The organism is Blautia sp. SF-50 (assembly GCF_900101315.1).
GTDB classification, from domain to species: domain Bacteria; phylum Bacillota; class Clostridia; order Lachnospirales; family Lachnospiraceae; genus Blautia_A; species Blautia_A fusiformis.
Map to the genome: position 1 here is coordinate 65,449 of NZ_FMUW01000010.1, position 15,922 is coordinate 81,370.

Genomic DNA, 15,922 nt, shown 5'->3' on the forward strand with positions numbered 1-15,922 from the left:
AGTATGTAAACCGGGTACCTGATTTAGTAATGGTACCCAGACATTCCATTGTTAATATGTCCTGTTCCGGGCGCAGGCTCCAGCCCCTGCCCCAGTATTCTTCCACATTCACGGTGCTTCATCTCCTCTCGCAGCCATGCGGAATAACTGTGTTTCTCTGTTTTTGCAGAGATTTTGTGTGGATCCGGAAGCTGATTTATAGCTTTAAACAGTCTGCGCCATTCCTCTCTGTTCGCGATTGGCTTTCCTTTTGTGTCCAACCAGCCGGATCCGGCCATTTCCGTGATCTTTCCCAGGCGACTTGTAACATACAGATCGCTTATGTAAAAGCACACGTCACAGGTTCTCGTCATGTGATCCAATGCATCCACCATGGTAAGCAATATGGCCTGATGATATGTTCCAGTTACCCTTCCAAAATGCTCCCTTGTCGCTTTCCCTGTCCGGAGCTGAGTCGACAGCACATATCCGCATTTTCTTTCCACATTTCCGCGAAACCGGCTGCTTGTCTCAATAAAAACATTTACTTGCTGCATGTTAATTCCTTCTCTTTTCTGTTTTGATCAATATGTAATGTCGGTATGCGTATCCTGTTATCTTGTTTTTTCCGCATTTTACTGAGTTTGGCACGATCGCCCAGCCTTTTGGCGGCTTCGGATCTCGCGGCCTTCCATGCTTGTCCAGCAAGCTTCTTCTGTTTATCTCTTCTTTTTCTGGATCTTTGCGGATTAGATTCCTGGACGGGTGATACCGTTTCAGATCTTCCGGCTCATGATCCTGCAGCGGCTTGGTTATGTACTGTGCTAGTTCTCCAGAATCAACGTCATACACCCTTTTTGTCTGTGCATGGCCATGTTCCCAGAGTGTTTCTACCAGCAGGCCTGTGTCTGTTTCATCGTTTGACTTCCGATTGATTAAAATATGTACATGGGGTCCTCCATTCTTCCCGATTTCTAACCGGTATATATACTTCAGTTCCCATCCATATTTTTTATACTTGTCCCGGAGCTTCCGGATAAACTTTGACATATCTTTCTGCATCTGTTTCCTGGGTGGCCGTGAGCCTTTCTTGTACGTCAGCGTGAACCAGTAATCTCCTATTCCGAAATTCCACTTGATCAGCCTGCGAACATCCCTTTCCCTTTTCCATTGATTTTGCTTTGCAATTTCTTCCGGGGTAGCTTTCCGTCTTTTCTGGCGTTTCTGTCCCCTGGCACCATATCTTCCTGTATGTTTTTCTTCTACTTCTCTGGTGTTCCCACAGTCCCAGGTCTGCCTTATATACCCACACTTCATAAAAGTGTCCCTCGTCTCATCTCTAATACGTTTAATCAAGCCTGCAAGGGGATCTTGTCCCCTCAAAAAAAGGTTAAAAATATAGCGGTACATAACCGCCGGATGCTTGACTTTCCGGCTCCCTGGTGTTATATTTATGTAAACTAATTTACTCCAGGGACCGGATGATCCTGGCTCAGGTGGTGCAACACCTGAGCCTTTTTTCTTTTACCTCTTGATTTCTTCTCCAAATTTGATATACTGAAGTTGTCTTTAATTACGTGAGCCCTTTACATTTGCCGATGTGAGGGCTCTTTTCATTGCTCTGGTTCTATCTTCCAGCCATGTGATCACTATCATGGCCACGATTGTTATGCAGATGCTTCCTGTCAGGAATGTGAGTTTGTCACCCCAGTCCCAGATCGGAAGCAATGCTACTAGCTGGCCTATGACCAGACTGATGATCAGGTTCTTCTGCATCTTTATTCGTCTCCTCTACCCCACTGATTTTCTTATGTAATAATCATTGACTATCCGAGATACGTTATCTATGATCTTCTGGTTGTCTTCCGGAGTATTGTTCTTGCAGTAGTCGTCATGGATCCGGATTACTCCTCCGGATCCGTTTTTGATTTCTTTGATAACTGCCATCTAGTTCACCTCCTGTTTTATCGTATGAAGATTGTGTTTATTGTGTTTATAGAATTTTTACTACTTTGTCGAACGCTTTTTCTTGTGTTTTCGACAGTGCGCTCCTATTCTGTATATACAGGGTGCTGACACACCCGAGTACATATGGAAGGAGGGTTGATTATGCGAAGATCTCAGACACCGTTTAATGGCAAACGTTTTCTGCTTAATATCAATACCGGCGAAATTCACGACTTGGATAATGAAACAGCAGAATGCAAAATTGATAAAATTAAGCCAGAACACATTAGAATGGATAATTCTTATATGTCTTGTTTGATTTATGCAAAAATGATGGGATGCCCAAACGGAAATGGCTGTTACTATTGCCTACGGGATAAAGACGATCGGTCTTAACCCTTCCTTACGACCTGCATCATTAATCCGGCGCAGGTCTTCTTCTGTTATCTTGCTTTCCAGATGTTCTACTAAAGCTTCTGGATTATCGTGGAATCTTTTTCCAAATTCTATAATTATGCGAGCTGCAAGATCTGTATTTGTCTGTTTTAAGAGATCAAATCTGTTCATTTTTTCCACCTCTTTATAAAAATTTAAGCAAATTGTCGAACGTCTTTCATTGACTGTCGAGCTGTATGCTCCTATCCTGTAAATACAGGCACTGCCATGCCGAGTATCAAAGAAAGGAGGATCTTTATGGAAAGAAAGTATTCTGTAATTGGTTTTTGTCCAAAAGCAAATAAGGACATCAAGGTATCAGCCACATATGTCTTCAACACTAATGTATGGGAAAAAGGCATTAGCGAACTCCCTTGTTCATCTCCGTGTAAAGACGAATGTCCTATTCTCGCTTCTGCTCCAGATGAATTAAGGAGTATCTAAAACCAGTTCTATTCCATTCTCCCTGCAAAGCTCTACCATTTTATCTTTAGGAATTACACCCGATGCAAGCAGTCTACTGATTGATATGTATTGTCCTTTATATGGTTCCGGCAATGCAGGGAGCATTTTTGCGTCTAACGTAACATTCGTTGCTTTCAGTTCGATCTGTAACACAGGAAGTCCTTTGTTTTCTTTGTAACTCTGCGAAAATCTCACTCCTGCAACTCCCGGAAGCTCTTTTCCGTCAATGAGAATTTTTGTGTTTGTAATTCCATCTGTCTGAATTAATATTTGTGGTTTTCTTATGTTTTCCATCCTAATTCACCTCTTCTCTATGCTGATTCCTTCTGATCTGACAGCAGATATTCCATATTTTCCTGTATCTGTGTTTATTCCTATGTAGCATGGTATCATCCTTCAATACTGTTGTAATATCTTTCATAAAATGCTAATCAGCTTTCTCATCTTCAAACTTTATGTTTCCAATTACTTCACCGATAAGCTTCTTTGTAGAGTAAAATGTACAAACTAAAATAAGAAAAAACATTTTATGAAACCACCAGCACGCCGAAAAAACAGCTAACGTCAGCATAGATGAAAGTAGTGATATCCACACTTTCTTTGAAATAATTACCTTTTCTTCTATCTCAGACTCCTCCCTTCTGGTATTTGTTTCTGTGTTGATGTTTTACTTTAATTTTCTTTTTCCCAGTAAAATGATTAAAATTATTTGGTGTACTCATTGACTTTCCCTGCTTTCTTTCATATTCTTGTGATATAGGTACTGGCATTTCCTAATACATACAAATGAAAGGAATTCTGCTCATGAATTTACAAAAACGTATCAACGCAACTCCTCTTTCCCCAGATTGTCCTAAAAAAAGCTTTGAAATCGAACTACCAAGTCAATGTCCAATATGTGATACAGCCTATGGAGAATTTCCAAAGTCAAGTTTTTATATCTCCGATTACTCTGGGAGCTTTTTATACTCGATTTTCTTTTGCCCGCATTGTCAGCAATGTTTTATGGTAAAATACTCTACTTTTTCCGTCTCCCCTAGCTTTATAGATGCTGGACACATAGAGCACATATTTCCAAGATCTTTACGAACTACAGACTTTCCCGAACAAATAAAACAACTTTCTCCGCAGTTTGTTAAAATCTATAATCAAGCAGAACTGGCAGAAACTACTGGTTTAACCGAAATATGTGGAATTGGATACCGTAAAGCTTTGGAGTTTCTTATAAAAGATTACGCCATTCATAAAAATCCTGATTCAAGTGAAGAAATAAAGAACACACCATTAGCTAAATGTATCGAGAAATATATATCCGCAGATTCAATCGTTACACTTGCAAAACGTTCCGCTTGGATTGGAAATGACGAAACTCATTATGTCCGTAAACACGAGGAGTTTAATTTCACCGATATGAAAAACTTTATAGAAGCTACTCAATATTTCATTTCGATGGACCTTGTTGTTGAAAAAGCATCAGCTATCTCGCCAAAATAGCTTATTCATCAAGAGTTTTAAAATCTATTGCCAGTTCAAAATTTTCCAGCCGATTGATTGTCTCCCGCAATTGATCGGCTTCTTTTTTTGCCTGTTTTATCAACTTTTTGAACTCCGGCAAATTCATAACTTCTATATGAAGTCTCCCTGTTCCTACTTCAGTTTTTTTTGTGTAATATCCTTCTATCTCTCTTCACCTTCTTTTCTATAGTTGTGTTTATTCCTATGCAGTTTTATTTAGTTGAGATATTCTCAACTTTATGAGTAAAAAAATAAGCGTGTATATCTGAAAACGGAATTTCCAATGCGTGTATCGCATTTTCCATTTCGTCTTGCCCCCAGTCCACGACATTATTTAACTTATTGCTTACCGAAACCTCTGACAGTCCTATATTCTTTGAAAACTCCGCTTGTGTTCCAAACTTTTCTTTTATACGGCCTCTCAGTTTCCTGTAATCATAAGGCATGTTCTTTCACCTCCTTGCGTTGAGTTTTTCTCAACTGTATTTATAATAGCATTGCCTTACGCTCGTGTCAATGTATTTTTTAAGTTTTTCTCAATTCTTTTAAATAATTATTGATATTTTCTCAACCCTGTTTTATAATGCTATTAAAGAAATCTTTAAGGAGGATCATAACGCCTTGAATAAAGTTGAAATAAAAGAGCGAATAAAGCAGGGGCTGGAGCTTCGTGAAATAACTCAGAGTCAGCTTGCTTCAAAAGCAAACATTGATAAAGGTCAATTAAGTTCTTATATATCTGGGAAATATAAACCACGTCAAAATAATATAGATGCTCTCGCTGCTGCATTAAATGTTAATGAGGCCTGGCTTATGGGATTTGATGTTCCTATGGAGAGAGTTTCAGATAAGGTGAAATCCTTTCAGACAGCTCCAAAGTCTGCTCAATGCAAGGAAATCATTGAAGTATGCGAACAGCTTACGCCACACAACCAGAGAAAAGTTTTCACATATTCAAAGAACCTTCTCTCCACCCAACAGATGGAGGAAGATCTTCTCGCTGCTCACGTTAGAACTGATGTAGAACAAACACCTGAAGGTGTTCAGCATGATCTGGATATTATGAACGATGATTCTCAATGGGAATAGAACATATCCGATCGGACTGACAGATACTTTGACAATATAATATACTTACCCAGGGAACTGTTGGGGCGTTATGTCAGCCGCCGGACACTTCTGTGAAAGGAGGCTGGTGCTGATGGTTACATACAATGATTTATTTACTTTTGTAATTATGCTTTGTGCAGTCACAACTCTTGTTATCACTTTTATGCATAAAAAATAGCGCCCTCGTCCTGGTAAGATAAGGCGCTATTTTTAACAATTACTCTTGCCGGCGGTCAGGTGTACGCTGACCAACGGTTCTCTTGTTAAGTATATTATACAAAGTGTTAAAATATTTGTCAAACCATATTTTACCTTAAAACTATTACAGTAAGGAGGGGTTTTTGTGTTTAATGCTTCGGAAAATGTACAGGTTATTGCAGCAAAAGCATTGGATGATATGATGATGCTTCTCACTTTTTCAAATGGTGAACAGCGACTTTTTGATGCTTCCTTATTAAATGGCCCTGCTTTCGCTCCATTAACTGATGAAAAAATATTCAAAGACTGCAAAATCGTAGATGGAGTTGTCACCTGGATGGACGAAGATATTGACTGTGCTCCTGAATATATGTACGAGCATAGTTATGCGTATCCGTCCTTAAAATCCGCAATTTGAATTAAAAGGACTGATTTATTTGACCTACGAACAACTTTTAACTACTGCCGATCAGGCCGGTCTTACGGTAAAAGAACGTCCACTTCAAAAACATGATGGTCTGATCCGGGGCAATCGCATTGCTATTCGAAAAAGTATTGACACTCAGGCTGAAAAGTCCTGTGTGCTGGCTGAAGAACTTGGTCATCACTACACTACTACTGGTAATATTCTAGATCAATCAACTAATGTGATGAACCAGAAGCAGGAATACCGTGCCAAACTTTACGGCTATAACCTCCGGGTTGGCCTGATCGGGATCATCAATGCTTATGAGGCCTGCTGCCGGAATCTTCACGAAATGGCTGAGTATCTGGAAGTGCCGGAGGATTATCTCACTGAGGTGATTGACTGCTACCGTTCCAAGTACGGACGGTATGTTGCTGTGGATAATTATATGATTTACTTTATTCCACGGTTGGCAGTGATGAGAATTGATAATTTATAAAGGAGGGTATATTTATTTGGATACACATGGAAATTATAGATATTGGAAATCGTGGACAGATTTATAAAGGAGTGTGATCTTTATGTCTAATGTAAAAGAACGGATTCTTGGTGCAGTTACAATTATGAGCGAAGAGGATGCAGAAAAAGTCTGGAATTTAATTCAGAGTTCTTTCGCTCTCAGTAATGCAAAATAAGTTGCGCCTGGTCCTGATGAGCTCGCTGCTTTGAAAGCTTACGCTTCCGGAGATCCTGATTATCAGCCTTCTCTTTCTCACGACGATGTTATGAAAGAACTTGGATTACAATAGAATTTGACCGCTCACTTATACTGAGAATCGTAAAGATCTGATATCCGTACTTTCATCACTGCTGCCAGACGTTCCATATTGTCCATCGTAGGTGAATACGTTTCATTCTTTCTGGTTGTATTTTGAAATAAGGGGTTGACATATCTGTCTATTTTGCGTAATATAAATATGTAATCTTCATGATTACGCAATGCGAATGATATCGTCACTTATGTGACCAATTAAAGACAGCGTACCCCTAGCAGTAGCCCTCCCACTATAAGGGAATCGGCCAAGCTAGGGGTATTTTCGTAAAGGAGTACTTATGAAAGAGAAAATTTATTCAGAAAAACCTATTATACGTACTGCAATTTTAGTAGATGGTGGATTTTATCGTAAACGGGCATATTATTATTTTGGTGAAAAAACGCCTGAACAACGTGCCAAAGAATTGAGTGATTATTGTTATCTTCACTTAAAGCACAAACATGAATATCGCTATTTATATCGTATATTTTACTATGATTGCCCACCTATTGAAAAAAATGCTTATCATCCTCTCTTAAAGCGAAGTATTAATCTTGGAAAAACTGATGAATACGCCTGGACAACTGCTTTTTTTAAAGAATTGAAGCATCAGCGAAAATTTGCTTTACGTTTGGGACGTATGAGTGAAAACCAAGTTTATTATAATTTAAAATTTGATGCTGTAAAAAAATTATTAAATGGTTCTATAAGTATAGACCAGCTCAAAGAATCTGACTTTTCAATCAATCTTGAGCAAAAAGGGGTTGATATGAAAATTGGAATCGACATCTCCTCTCTTGCTTATAAGAATCAGGTTGATCAGATTATTTTAATTTCTGGTGACAGCGACTTCGTTCCTGCCGCTAAGCAAGCACGTAGGGAAGGTATTGATTTCATCTTAGATCCAATGGGAGCTACTATCAAAGATGATCTCTTCGAACATATAGATGGAATTCAATCACAGCTTTCAAGATTTATAAACACTGATAAAAGACAAGATTGATTTAATAAAAAACCGGCTCCTGCGCCAACAGGAACCGGTATGTAGCTTCCGAAGATGCTACTCATTTCGCAAAAATATTGTATCATCTTCGGAGCGGCTGCACAATCAGAACGTTTGTGTGGTCGTTATTTTTGTACCCTTTTTTACATATTTTAAACCGAGGTGATATTATGGAACTTTTAAATGTATGTATCTACCTGCGTAAGTCCCGTGCTGATCAGGAGGCTGAAGCCAGGGGCGAAGGTGAAACTCTCGCCCGGCATGAGCGGATTCTGCTGGATCTTGCAAAAAAGCGTGGCTATAATGTAGGGGCGATCTATAAAGAGATTGTTTCCGGTGAGACGATTTCTGCAAGGCCTGTTATGCAACAACTTCTTCGGGAAGTTGAATCCGGTATGTGGGATGGCGTCCTTGTTGTTGAAGTGGAACGTCTGGCCAGAGGCGATACCATTGACCAGGGTGTTGTTGCCAGATCTTTCCAATACTCCAACACATTAATCATTACTCCACTTAAAACTTACGATCCAAACAACGAATACGACGAAGAGTATTTTGAATTCGGACTTTTTATGTCCCGGCGTGAATACAAGACCATTCGCCGCCGTCTCACTGCGGGTCGCGAATCTTCTGCAAAAGAGGGGAAATATTGTGGCAGTAAACCGCCTTACGGATATTCCCGTGTAAAACTTGTTGGTGAAAAAGGGTGGACGCTGCAGCCTGTTCCTGATCAGGCAGAGATCGTTAAGCTCATATTCCATTTGTATGTCCACGGAGTGGCAGGTGAGCGAATTGGAATGGCTAAGATCTGCCGTAAATTAAATGATTCCGGAATCAAGACCATGGATGGTGGCCTATGGACCATTTCTCGTGTGCAGGCAATCCTCAGAAATCCAGTATATGAAGGAATGATACGATGGAACAGTCGGAAAGCAGTAAAGCATATAAAGGATGGGCAAATAACTATCTCCCGTCCTTTCGCTCAGGATTATATTCTTGTCAAAGGCAGGCATCCTGCTATTGTATCAAGGGAACTCTTTCAGCAAGCTCAAGATATCGTAAACAAAAATCCTGCACGGCCGCTTAACTCTTTGCATGTTCTTCGTAACCCTCTTGCCGGTATTGTTCGTTGTGGAAAATGTGATCATGTTATGACTCGTAAATCCCCTAACGGAAGACAGGGTGATCTGATCCGGTGCCCATACAGTTCTTGTAGCAATATAAGCAGCAAGCTTCCTCTTGTTGAAAAAGCTCTTCTTGACGGAATCCAAGAGCTTGTAGATGGCTACAGACTAAATAACAGTGTTTCCGATCAGAAGTATTCTCTTTCTATTTCTGAAAGAGAAAAAATGATTCAAGGAAAATTAAAAGAAATTGATATTTTAAAGAAAAGGAAACAAAGGCAGTACGATCTTCTTGAACAGGGAATTTACTCCACGGAAGAATTTCTTGAACGCTCCCGTGCTACTGCTGCCGAGCTGTCTGCCTGCGATGCAGTAATTCTTTCTCTGAAGCAAGAAATTGAACATGAACAGGAACTTCAGTTTCAACGTTCCTCTTTTATTCCCAAGTGCGAGGATCTTCTCGCAAATTACTGGACGTGGGATACCTCTACAAAGAATCGATTTCTCCGTGAATTGATAGAAAAGGCTGTTTATACTAAAAACGCAAAAAATACATGGAAAAATGGCGATGACATCTCTTTTACTTTAGATATTTATCCGAAAATCCAGCAAAAGTAAGTGTGGGTAGCCTTTATGCACCCACACATTGGCACGTATCGTGTCCTCCGGCCAAGTTGCGTAGATCTCACTGCTGGCCACGTTTTTGATATAATCCTTATATCTTACATAATAATCCTGTGCAGAGGTATCCCCTATTGGCCCGTCGTGGACTACGATATACTCCGGGATCACCACTTTGTTTAATACGATCTCGCCGGTTTCATTTATCGGCTTGATCTCTGCTTCCGGATTTTTGGGAGGATATTCCCCAAAAAGCGTATGGGGTCCGATGACGATCCGCTGATAGTCCTCTCCACTACCCTGCTGTCTGCTAAGGGATGCTCCCTGCCTGGCAATGGAATGGGGAAGAACTTCTGTCCCGGCAACTTCTTTTGGTGTAAAACCCTCTGCACTGATCCGAACTGTATATTCTGCATAAGGCTGCTGCTCCACCGGTTTCATGCTGTATTCCAGTGGAGGAGCTGCCAGCTCCAGCATGGGCGTTTTTCCGGAGGAATCCGTACGGACTTCTTCGATCACATTATCCGGGACTCCTGTGTACGAGATCCGCACTGCAGCATTTTCCACAGGACGGTTACTGGCACTGTCCAGCACCGTCACCTGCAGCTGTCCCTGATCCGGCATATCCTGCTGCATGGAAATATAAGAATGATTTTTCATAAACAGAGGCTCCTTTTTGTGCCTGAAAGCACACTGGTTCTCTGCTAGTATATGTACAGAATCTCAAAATGCCATATCTCCTACTGTGCTTCCTCCCAGTAATCTTCCGCATCCTGGATATCATCAAACTCATCTGCATGATCATAATAAAAATCTTCCGGATCATCATAATCCTGCACATCGTACATATCTTTTCTGTCATTATTCCTGCTGGTATTTCCACGGTAAGTTTTTTTCCCGGATGTTGTGGATGAAACAAATTCCACTACACTGCTGACCCGTCCGTTTCTGCAGACTGCCATGAATTTTTTTGCTCCATTGCTGTTATACCACATATATCTGTACTGAATGTCCTGTGTCCTTTTTCCCGGTGTGTCCCGCCAGTAATGTTCTGTTCTTTTCTCTTTTGCCCTTCCCAGAAGCGTAATGTTTATGTATTTTTCTTTCATTCCCTTATATGGCTCATCCTTTTTTCTCATTCTTTCTTCCTCTTCTTTTTCTTTCTGTGCCATATATTTTTTGTATTGTTCTTCTGTATCTTTCTGGGCCTTCCTCAATTCTTCTATATATTTGCTACTGTACTCATCTCCCTTTGGAACATACCATATAAGCTTATACAGTTCCTCAATTCCTTCTCCATTCTGAACAGCATCGCAAAACTTTGCATATTGGATAATATATTCTACATCCTCATAATATCCCGGAAGTTTTTCCAGCAGCTCTATCGCCTCATCATATTTGCCTGCATTCATGCATTCTTCCGCTTTTTCATAACATTCCCTGTTCTGTTTTTCCTTAAATTCCTCATTTTTAATCTGGATTGCCTCTTCTGCCTTTGTAGCCAGAAATGGAACTGCTATAACAACTGCTATCAATGCCGCCAGTATTAAAATATCCTTTTTCAAATTTATATATCCCCCTTTACTCTGATGCCTTTATTATATAATAAATATCTGTACAAAAAAAAGTGCTGTATCATCTCCTCACAGATCATACAGCACTTGATAGTTATTGTTCACTCCGTTCTCAGTAACACTTAATATTTACCTTCTTCCGCCAGATATCAGAATATCTTCAGAATATCATTATACATAACGATAACCATCAACGCCATCAGAAGCATCAGCCCCGCAAAATGGATCATGCCTTCTACCTGACGGTTTACCGGTTTTCTCCGGATCGCTTCTGCCACCAGAAATACCAGCCTTCCTCCATCCAGCGCAGGAAGAGGAAGAAGGTTCATCACTCCCAGGTTTGCAGAAAGAAGAACTGCCATATTCAACAAATTCATCCAGATCATCAGCGTTCCCTCACTCTTGGACTGTTCGTAAGTGTCGCCAATGGCATCCGCAATACCCACAGGACCACTTAAGTCTTTCATTCCAAGGTGACCGGTCACAAGCTCTTTCAGGCTTAAGATCGTAGTACGGATCATGTATTTCACTTCCACAGCACCATATTTCAGAACATTAAAGCCGGAAGTTTTTTCACTGTATGTGTTATATCCGAAACCGGAAACCGGTGTTCTGTATTCCCTTGGTGTTATCTCTGCCTCATATTCCAGTCCGTTACGCTCATAGGTGATCGTCACAGGTTTCTTGGATAACGGATGCTCCTCGATGTATTTTTCATATGCATTTCCATCCGGAACCTCCACACCGTTGATCTTCGTGATCACATCGCCGGCTTCCAGACCTGCCTCTTCCAGTGGCATTCCCTTGATCAGTGATTCCACTGTCATGGAATTTACATCGGAACGGTTAAAGCCAAGAAGATACCGCACATTTACATCTGGTTTATAGGAAATCTCCTGTTCCTTTCCATCACGTTTTACTTTCAGCCGGATGGTATCTCCCTCTTTCAGTTCGTTGAGATACGAATATACATAAAGATCTTTCCCCAGATCAATATGGTAGCCCTGATATTCCGTGATCACATCGCCCTTTTTCAATCCGGCCTTTTCCGCAGCAGAATTTTGGGTTACTTCTAATACGGTTGCCGGATCATAGCCCATACAGCCTACAATGATCACAGACAAAACAAATGCCAGCAGAAAATTAAATACCGGACCTGCAGCAACCACTGCGATCCTGCCCCACACAGGAGCCGAATTAAAGGTTCCCGGACTGTCATCTTCCGCATCCTCTCCGGCCATGGCGCAGGAACCTCCAAGAGGAAACAGTTTCACGGAATAACGTGTGCCGCCCTTTACCGTACTTATGATCCTGGGTCCCATACCAAGAGAAAATTCCAATACCTCGATATGGTTCTTTTTTGCCAGAAGAAAATGTCCCAGCTCATGGATCAGTATCACAACACTGAAAATAATTACAGCAATCACAAATTTCAATTTACCACCTGCTTTCGATCCACTGATAAGTATCCTGCTCTACAGAAAGGATCTCATCCAGATCCGGATGTGCGATTTTTTTATGTCTTTCCATAGACTGTGCAATAATCTCATAAATATCCAGAAAGCCGATCTTTTCCTCCAGGAATTTCTTTACTGCAAGCTCATTGGCTGCATTAAAGACAGTCGGCATACTTCCGCCCTCCCGGGATGCCTGGATCGCCATAGGAAGTCCCCGGAATGTCTCCATATCCGGAACCTCAAATGTGATCTCATGAAGCTTCGTGAAATCAAGGCGGTCTCCGTCCAGATATCGTCTGTGCGGATAGTACAGAGCGTACTGGATCGGAAGTCTCATATCCGGAGTTCCAAGCTGTGCCATGATCGCACCATCCTTAAACTCCACCATGGAATGGATGATACTCTGCGGCTGCACCACCACCTGAATATGATCCAAATCCATGTCAAACAGCCATTTGGCTTCCATAACTTCCAGCCCTTTGTTTACCAGGGTTGCGGAATCTACGGTGATCTTTCGTCCCATTACCCAGTTTGGATGCTTCAGAGTATCTGCAACAGTGACCCTTCGCAGCTCTTCTGTGGTACGTCCGCGGAAGGGACCACCGGATGCCGTGATCAGAAGCTTGTGGATCTCTTTGTTTTCTTCTCCGTGGATAGCCTGGAAAATAGCGCTGTGTTCACTGTCTACCGGAAGGATAGATACGCCATATTTCTTTGCCATGGGCATGATCAGATGACCGGCTGTGACAAGGGTTTCCTTATTTGCCAGGGCAATGTCCTTTCCGGCACGGATTCCCTCCATGGTAGGACGGATCCCGATCATTCCCACGATCGCAGTGACAAGAATTTCTGATTCCGGCATGGACGCAAGCTCCAGAAGTCCCTCCATTCCGCTGACTACCTTTGTATCTGTGTCCGCAATACGCGTTTTCAGATCCCGGGCTGCTTCTTCATCCCAGACTGCTGCCAAAAGCGGATGAAACTCACGGATCTGCTCTTCCAGCTTCTCCACACTTTTGCCTGCACTGACTGCAACAACCCGAAGGTCTTCGTTTTTTCTTGCCACATCCAGTGTCTGGGTCCCGATGGAGCCGGTAGAACCTAAGATTGCAATATTCTTCATTTTAATGTCTCCTAAATTCCAAGAATCATTTTTGCAAGATAGTAAATAACAGGGGCTGTGATGATCACACTGTCAAAACGGTCCAGGATTCCTCCATGGCCCGGGATCAGCTTTCCATAGTCCTTGATGTTCTGGTTTCTTTTAATCGCAGATGCAGCCAGATCACCCACCATGGAGATCAGAGCTCCAACTGCGCAGATCAAGGCATACTCAGCCATTTTTCCCTGTGTTGCTGCTGCATAAATCACTCCAAGAAGCGCCGCTCCCGCAACGCCTCCTACAGCTCCCTCGATGGATTTCTTCGGGCTTAAAACTGGCGCCATTTTATGCTTTCCGATAAGCATTCCCACACAGTAAGCACAGGTGTCACATCCCCAGGAGCACAGGAATATCAGCCATACCAGGAATTTTCCGTCCGGAAGGCTTCTGGTAAGATAGATAAAGGAAAGCATCACAGCAACATATACAACTCCAAAAAATGCTGCCATCACCTGTTCTGCATGGTATTTCGGATAACCGAATACATAAACAAACAGGATCAGGATCATACTGATGATGATCGCCATTGTTCCGTAATTTCCAAAATCAGCTTTCATGGCAATATAATAAAGCACTGCTCCAAGATATCCTACAAGTTCCAGCACAGTAACATGCTCATCGCTTACCTTCATTACCTTGTAAAGCTCTCTCATTCCGATCAGTGAAACAGCCAGAAGTGTAAAAAATAAGATCCAGCTTCCGGAAATGATAGTTGCCAGGGCAATAATGACAAGGACGATACCACTTATCAGTCTTGTCTTAAACATGATCTACTCCTCCTTGACGCCACCGTAGCGTCTGTCTCTCTGATTGTATTTCTCGATGGCTTTGATCAGCTCTTCTTTATTGAAATCCGGCCATGCAACCGGTGTAAAATAAAACTCGGAATAGGCAAGCTGCCAAAGCAGGAAATTGGAAAGCCGCTGCTCACCGCTTGTGCGGATCAAAAGATCCGGATCCGGTACACCTGCAGTATCCAGATAGCTCTCAATTGTATCTTCTGTAATGCCATCCGGCTCAACTTTTCCGTCTTTTACATCCTGTGCCATCTTCTGCATTCCACGGCGGATCTCATCACGGCTTCCGTAATTTAATGCCAGCTGAAAATAAATACCATCAAAATCTTTGGAATATTCCTCCAGTTCCCGGACACTCTGCTGGATATCCGGTGCAAAGGCAGTAACATCTCCGATGACTTTCATCTTCATATTATTTTTCTTGGAAATCTTGATACATTTCTTAAGATAACCGCGGAACAGTTTCATCAGTGCTTCCACTTCTTCTCTGGATCGTTTCCAGTTTTCTGTGGAAAAAGCGTAAACCGTAAGATATTTCACCCCAAGGTCTTTGATATCATAACAAATGTTTTCAAGATTGGCGCATCCCTTTACATGTCCGTAGGTTCTCGGCATTCCTCGTTCCTTTGCCCAACGTCCGTTTCCGTCCAGAATGATCGCGATATGATTTGGTACGTTCATAAATCTCCTCCATACAGAAAGAGAGCTTCTTCAAAGAAGCCCTCTCTATCCTCGTATTTCTTACAATTATACAGTCAGAATCTCTTTAGACTTGTTCTCGATCGCCTTGTCAACTTCCTTGATGTACTTATCTGTAAGTTTCTGGATCTGATCCTCAAGCTCTTTGATCTCATCCTCAGAAACATCCTGTTTTGCAAGTTTCTTAAATGCATCGTTGGCATCACGACGGATATTTCTTACTGCAACCTTGGCACCCTCGCCTTTTTTCTTAACGTCCTTCACCAGCTCTTTACGACGCTCCTCGGTAAGCTCCGGGAAAACAAGACGGATCATTTTTCCATCGTTGCTCGGGTTTAATCCCAGATCAGAGCAAAGGATCGCTTTCTCGATCGCTTTGATCATGCTGGATTCCCACGGCTGGATCTGGATCATACGTGCCTCCGGTACAGAAATGTTTGCAACCTGCTGGAGCGGAGTCGGTGCTCCATAATAATCTACGGTAAGTTTGTCAAGAATATGCGGGTTTGCACGGCCGGCTCTGATGGTTGTCAGCTCACTCTCCAAAGCATTCAGTGTTTTTCCCATTTTTGTTTCGTATACCTGAATTCTCTCATCCATTTCACATATCTCCCTGTA

23 protein-coding genes are annotated in these 15,922 nt (G+C 41.8%); 8 read left to right on the forward strand and 15 right to left on the reverse strand.

Going from position 1 to position 15,922, the window contains the following annotated elements; genetic code table 11:
- Positions 1-23: 23 nt before the first annotated feature.
- The 4 genes from BLP57_RS08310 to BLP57_RS17825 form a co-directional block, all read right to left on the reverse strand.
- A complete protein-coding gene (locus BLP57_RS08310) occupies positions 24-536 on the reverse strand; it encodes a hypothetical protein (RefSeq protein WP_092070842.1) in 513 nt (170 codons plus the stop codon).
- Position 537: 1 nt separating this feature from the next.
- Positions 538-1,296 (reverse strand): rolling circle replication-associated protein, encoded by a 759-nt coding sequence (locus tag BLP57_RS08315; protein WP_092070846.1) that lies wholly within the window; start codon positions 1,294-1,296, stop codon positions 538-540.
- 252 nt (positions 1,297-1,548) lie between these two features.
- On the reverse strand, positions 1,549-1,755 hold the full coding sequence (locus tag BLP57_RS08320; protein WP_092070849.1) for a hypothetical protein: 207 nt from the start codon (positions 1,753-1,755) through the stop codon (positions 1,549-1,551).
- 15 nt (positions 1,756-1,770) lie between these two features.
- Positions 1,771-1,926: a hypothetical protein gene (locus tag BLP57_RS17825; protein WP_173739689.1), complete on the reverse strand. Its 156-nt coding sequence runs from the start codon at positions 1,924-1,926 to the stop codon at positions 1,771-1,773.
- Positions 1,927-2,088: 162 nt separating this feature from the next.
- Here BLP57_RS17825 and BLP57_RS08325 point away from each other — a divergent pair, with 162 nt between their 5' ends.
- Positions 2,089-2,322 (forward strand): hypothetical protein, encoded by a 234-nt coding sequence (locus BLP57_RS08325; RefSeq protein ID WP_092070852.1) that lies wholly within the window; start codon positions 2,089-2,091, stop codon positions 2,320-2,322.
- On the opposite strand, the gene BLP57_RS08330 is transcribed toward BLP57_RS08325, so the two are convergent.
- A complete protein-coding gene (locus tag BLP57_RS08330) occupies positions 2,296-2,493 on the reverse strand; it encodes a hypothetical protein (protein WP_092070855.1) in 198 nt (65 codons plus the stop codon). The genes BLP57_RS08325 and BLP57_RS08330 overlap by 27 nt on opposite strands.
- 126 nt (positions 2,494-2,619) lie before the next feature.
- Between BLP57_RS08330 and BLP57_RS08335 the strand changes: the two genes are divergently transcribed.
- Complete coding sequence (locus BLP57_RS08335; RefSeq protein WP_092070858.1) at positions 2,620-2,805, forward strand: hypothetical protein; 186 nt, start codon at positions 2,620-2,622, stop codon at positions 2,803-2,805.
- Here the strand turns inward: BLP57_RS08335 and BLP57_RS08340 are convergent.
- Complete coding sequence (locus BLP57_RS08340) at positions 2,791-3,120, reverse strand: hypothetical protein (RefSeq protein WP_092070861.1); 330 nt, start codon at positions 3,118-3,120, stop codon at positions 2,791-2,793. The genes BLP57_RS08335 and BLP57_RS08340 overlap by 15 nt on opposite strands.
- 492 nt (positions 3,121-3,612) lie before the next feature.
- Here BLP57_RS08340 and BLP57_RS08345 point away from each other — a divergent pair, with 492 nt between their 5' ends.
- Positions 3,613-4,320: a DUF4145 domain-containing protein gene (locus BLP57_RS08345; RefSeq protein WP_092070864.1), complete on the forward strand. Its 708-nt coding sequence runs from the start codon at positions 3,613-3,615 to the stop codon at positions 4,318-4,320.
- Position 4,321: 1 nt separating this feature from the next.
- On the opposite strand, the gene BLP57_RS18445 is transcribed toward BLP57_RS08345, so the two are convergent.
- Together BLP57_RS18445 and BLP57_RS08350 are read right to left on the reverse strand one after the other, a co-directional pair.
- A complete protein-coding gene (locus tag BLP57_RS18445; protein ID WP_255363766.1) occupies positions 4,322-4,447 on the reverse strand; it encodes a hypothetical protein in 126 nt (41 codons plus the stop codon).
- Positions 4,448-4,553: 106 nt separating this feature from the next.
- Positions 4,554-4,787, reverse strand: coding sequence for a DUF739 family protein (locus BLP57_RS08350; RefSeq protein ID WP_092070867.1), 234 nt, complete (start codon positions 4,785-4,787; stop codon positions 4,554-4,556).
- Between the two features lie 175 nt (positions 4,788-4,962).
- Here BLP57_RS08350 and BLP57_RS08355 point away from each other — a divergent pair, with 175 nt between their 5' ends.
- The 5 genes from BLP57_RS08355 to BLP57_RS08375 all read left to right on the forward strand — a co-directional run bounded on the left by BLP57_RS08355 (position 4,963) and on the right by BLP57_RS08375 (position 9,612).
- Positions 4,963-5,430, forward strand: coding sequence for a helix-turn-helix domain-containing protein (locus BLP57_RS08355; protein WP_227588762.1), 468 nt, complete (start codon positions 4,963-4,965; stop codon positions 5,428-5,430).
- 364 nt (positions 5,431-5,794) lie between these two features.
- The gene (locus BLP57_RS08360) at positions 5,795-6,067 is read left to right on the forward strand and encodes a DUF2442 domain-containing protein (protein WP_242872580.1); all 273 of its coding nucleotides are present in this window, start codon (positions 5,795-5,797) and stop codon (positions 6,065-6,067) included.
- A 19-nt stretch (positions 6,068-6,086) separates the two neighbouring features.
- Positions 6,087-6,554, forward strand: coding sequence for an ImmA/IrrE family metallo-endopeptidase (locus BLP57_RS08365; RefSeq protein ID WP_092070873.1), 468 nt, complete (start codon positions 6,087-6,089; stop codon positions 6,552-6,554).
- A gap of 614 nt (positions 6,555-7,168) precedes the next feature.
- The gene (locus BLP57_RS08370; protein WP_242872581.1) at positions 7,169-7,873 is read left to right on the forward strand and encodes an NYN domain-containing protein; all 705 of its coding nucleotides are present in this window, start codon (positions 7,169-7,171) and stop codon (positions 7,871-7,873) included.
- Positions 7,874-8,043: 170 nt separating this feature from the next.
- The gene (locus BLP57_RS08375) at positions 8,044-9,612 is read left to right on the forward strand and encodes a recombinase family protein (RefSeq protein WP_092070876.1); all 1,569 of its coding nucleotides are present in this window, start codon (positions 8,044-8,046) and stop codon (positions 9,610-9,612) included.
- Here the strand turns inward: BLP57_RS08375 and BLP57_RS08380 are convergent.
- From BLP57_RS08380 to frr, 7 genes are all read right to left on the reverse strand, one after another.
- Positions 9,580-10,275, reverse strand: a complete 696-nt coding sequence (locus BLP57_RS08380; RefSeq protein WP_330389385.1) for a carboxypeptidase-like regulatory domain-containing protein — start codon at positions 10,273-10,275, stop codon at positions 9,580-9,582. The genes BLP57_RS08375 and BLP57_RS08380 overlap by 33 nt on opposite strands.
- An 80-nt stretch (positions 10,276-10,355) precedes the next feature.
- Positions 10,356-11,180: a hypothetical protein gene (locus BLP57_RS08385; protein ID WP_092070879.1), complete on the reverse strand. Its 825-nt coding sequence runs from the start codon at positions 11,178-11,180 to the stop codon at positions 10,356-10,358.
- A gap of 158 nt (positions 11,181-11,338) precedes the next feature.
- Positions 11,339-12,616 carry an RIP metalloprotease RseP gene (gene rseP / locus BLP57_RS08390; RefSeq protein ID WP_303006929.1) on the reverse strand — a complete coding sequence of 426 codons (1,278 nt, stop codon included), beginning with the start codon at positions 12,614-12,616 and terminating at the stop codon, positions 11,339-11,341.
- A gap of 10 nt (positions 12,617-12,626) precedes the next feature.
- A complete protein-coding gene (gene dxr, locus BLP57_RS08395) occupies positions 12,627-13,769 on the reverse strand; it encodes a 1-deoxy-D-xylulose-5-phosphate reductoisomerase (RefSeq protein WP_015526782.1) in 1,143 nt (380 codons plus the stop codon).
- 11 nt (positions 13,770-13,780) lie between these two features.
- The gene (locus BLP57_RS08400; RefSeq protein WP_015526783.1) at positions 13,781-14,575 is read right to left on the reverse strand and encodes a phosphatidate cytidylyltransferase; all 795 of its coding nucleotides are present in this window, start codon (positions 14,573-14,575) and stop codon (positions 13,781-13,783) included.
- A gap of 3 nt (positions 14,576-14,578) precedes the next feature.
- Positions 14,579-15,286, reverse strand: coding sequence for an isoprenyl transferase (locus BLP57_RS08405; protein ID WP_015526784.1), 708 nt, complete (start codon positions 15,284-15,286; stop codon positions 14,579-14,581).
- A gap of 66 nt (positions 15,287-15,352) precedes the next feature.
- Positions 15,353-15,904 (reverse strand): ribosome recycling factor, encoded by a 552-nt coding sequence (frr, locus tag BLP57_RS08410; protein ID WP_015526785.1) that lies wholly within the window; start codon positions 15,902-15,904, stop codon positions 15,353-15,355.
- Between the last annotated feature and the right edge of the window lie 18 nt (positions 15,905-15,922).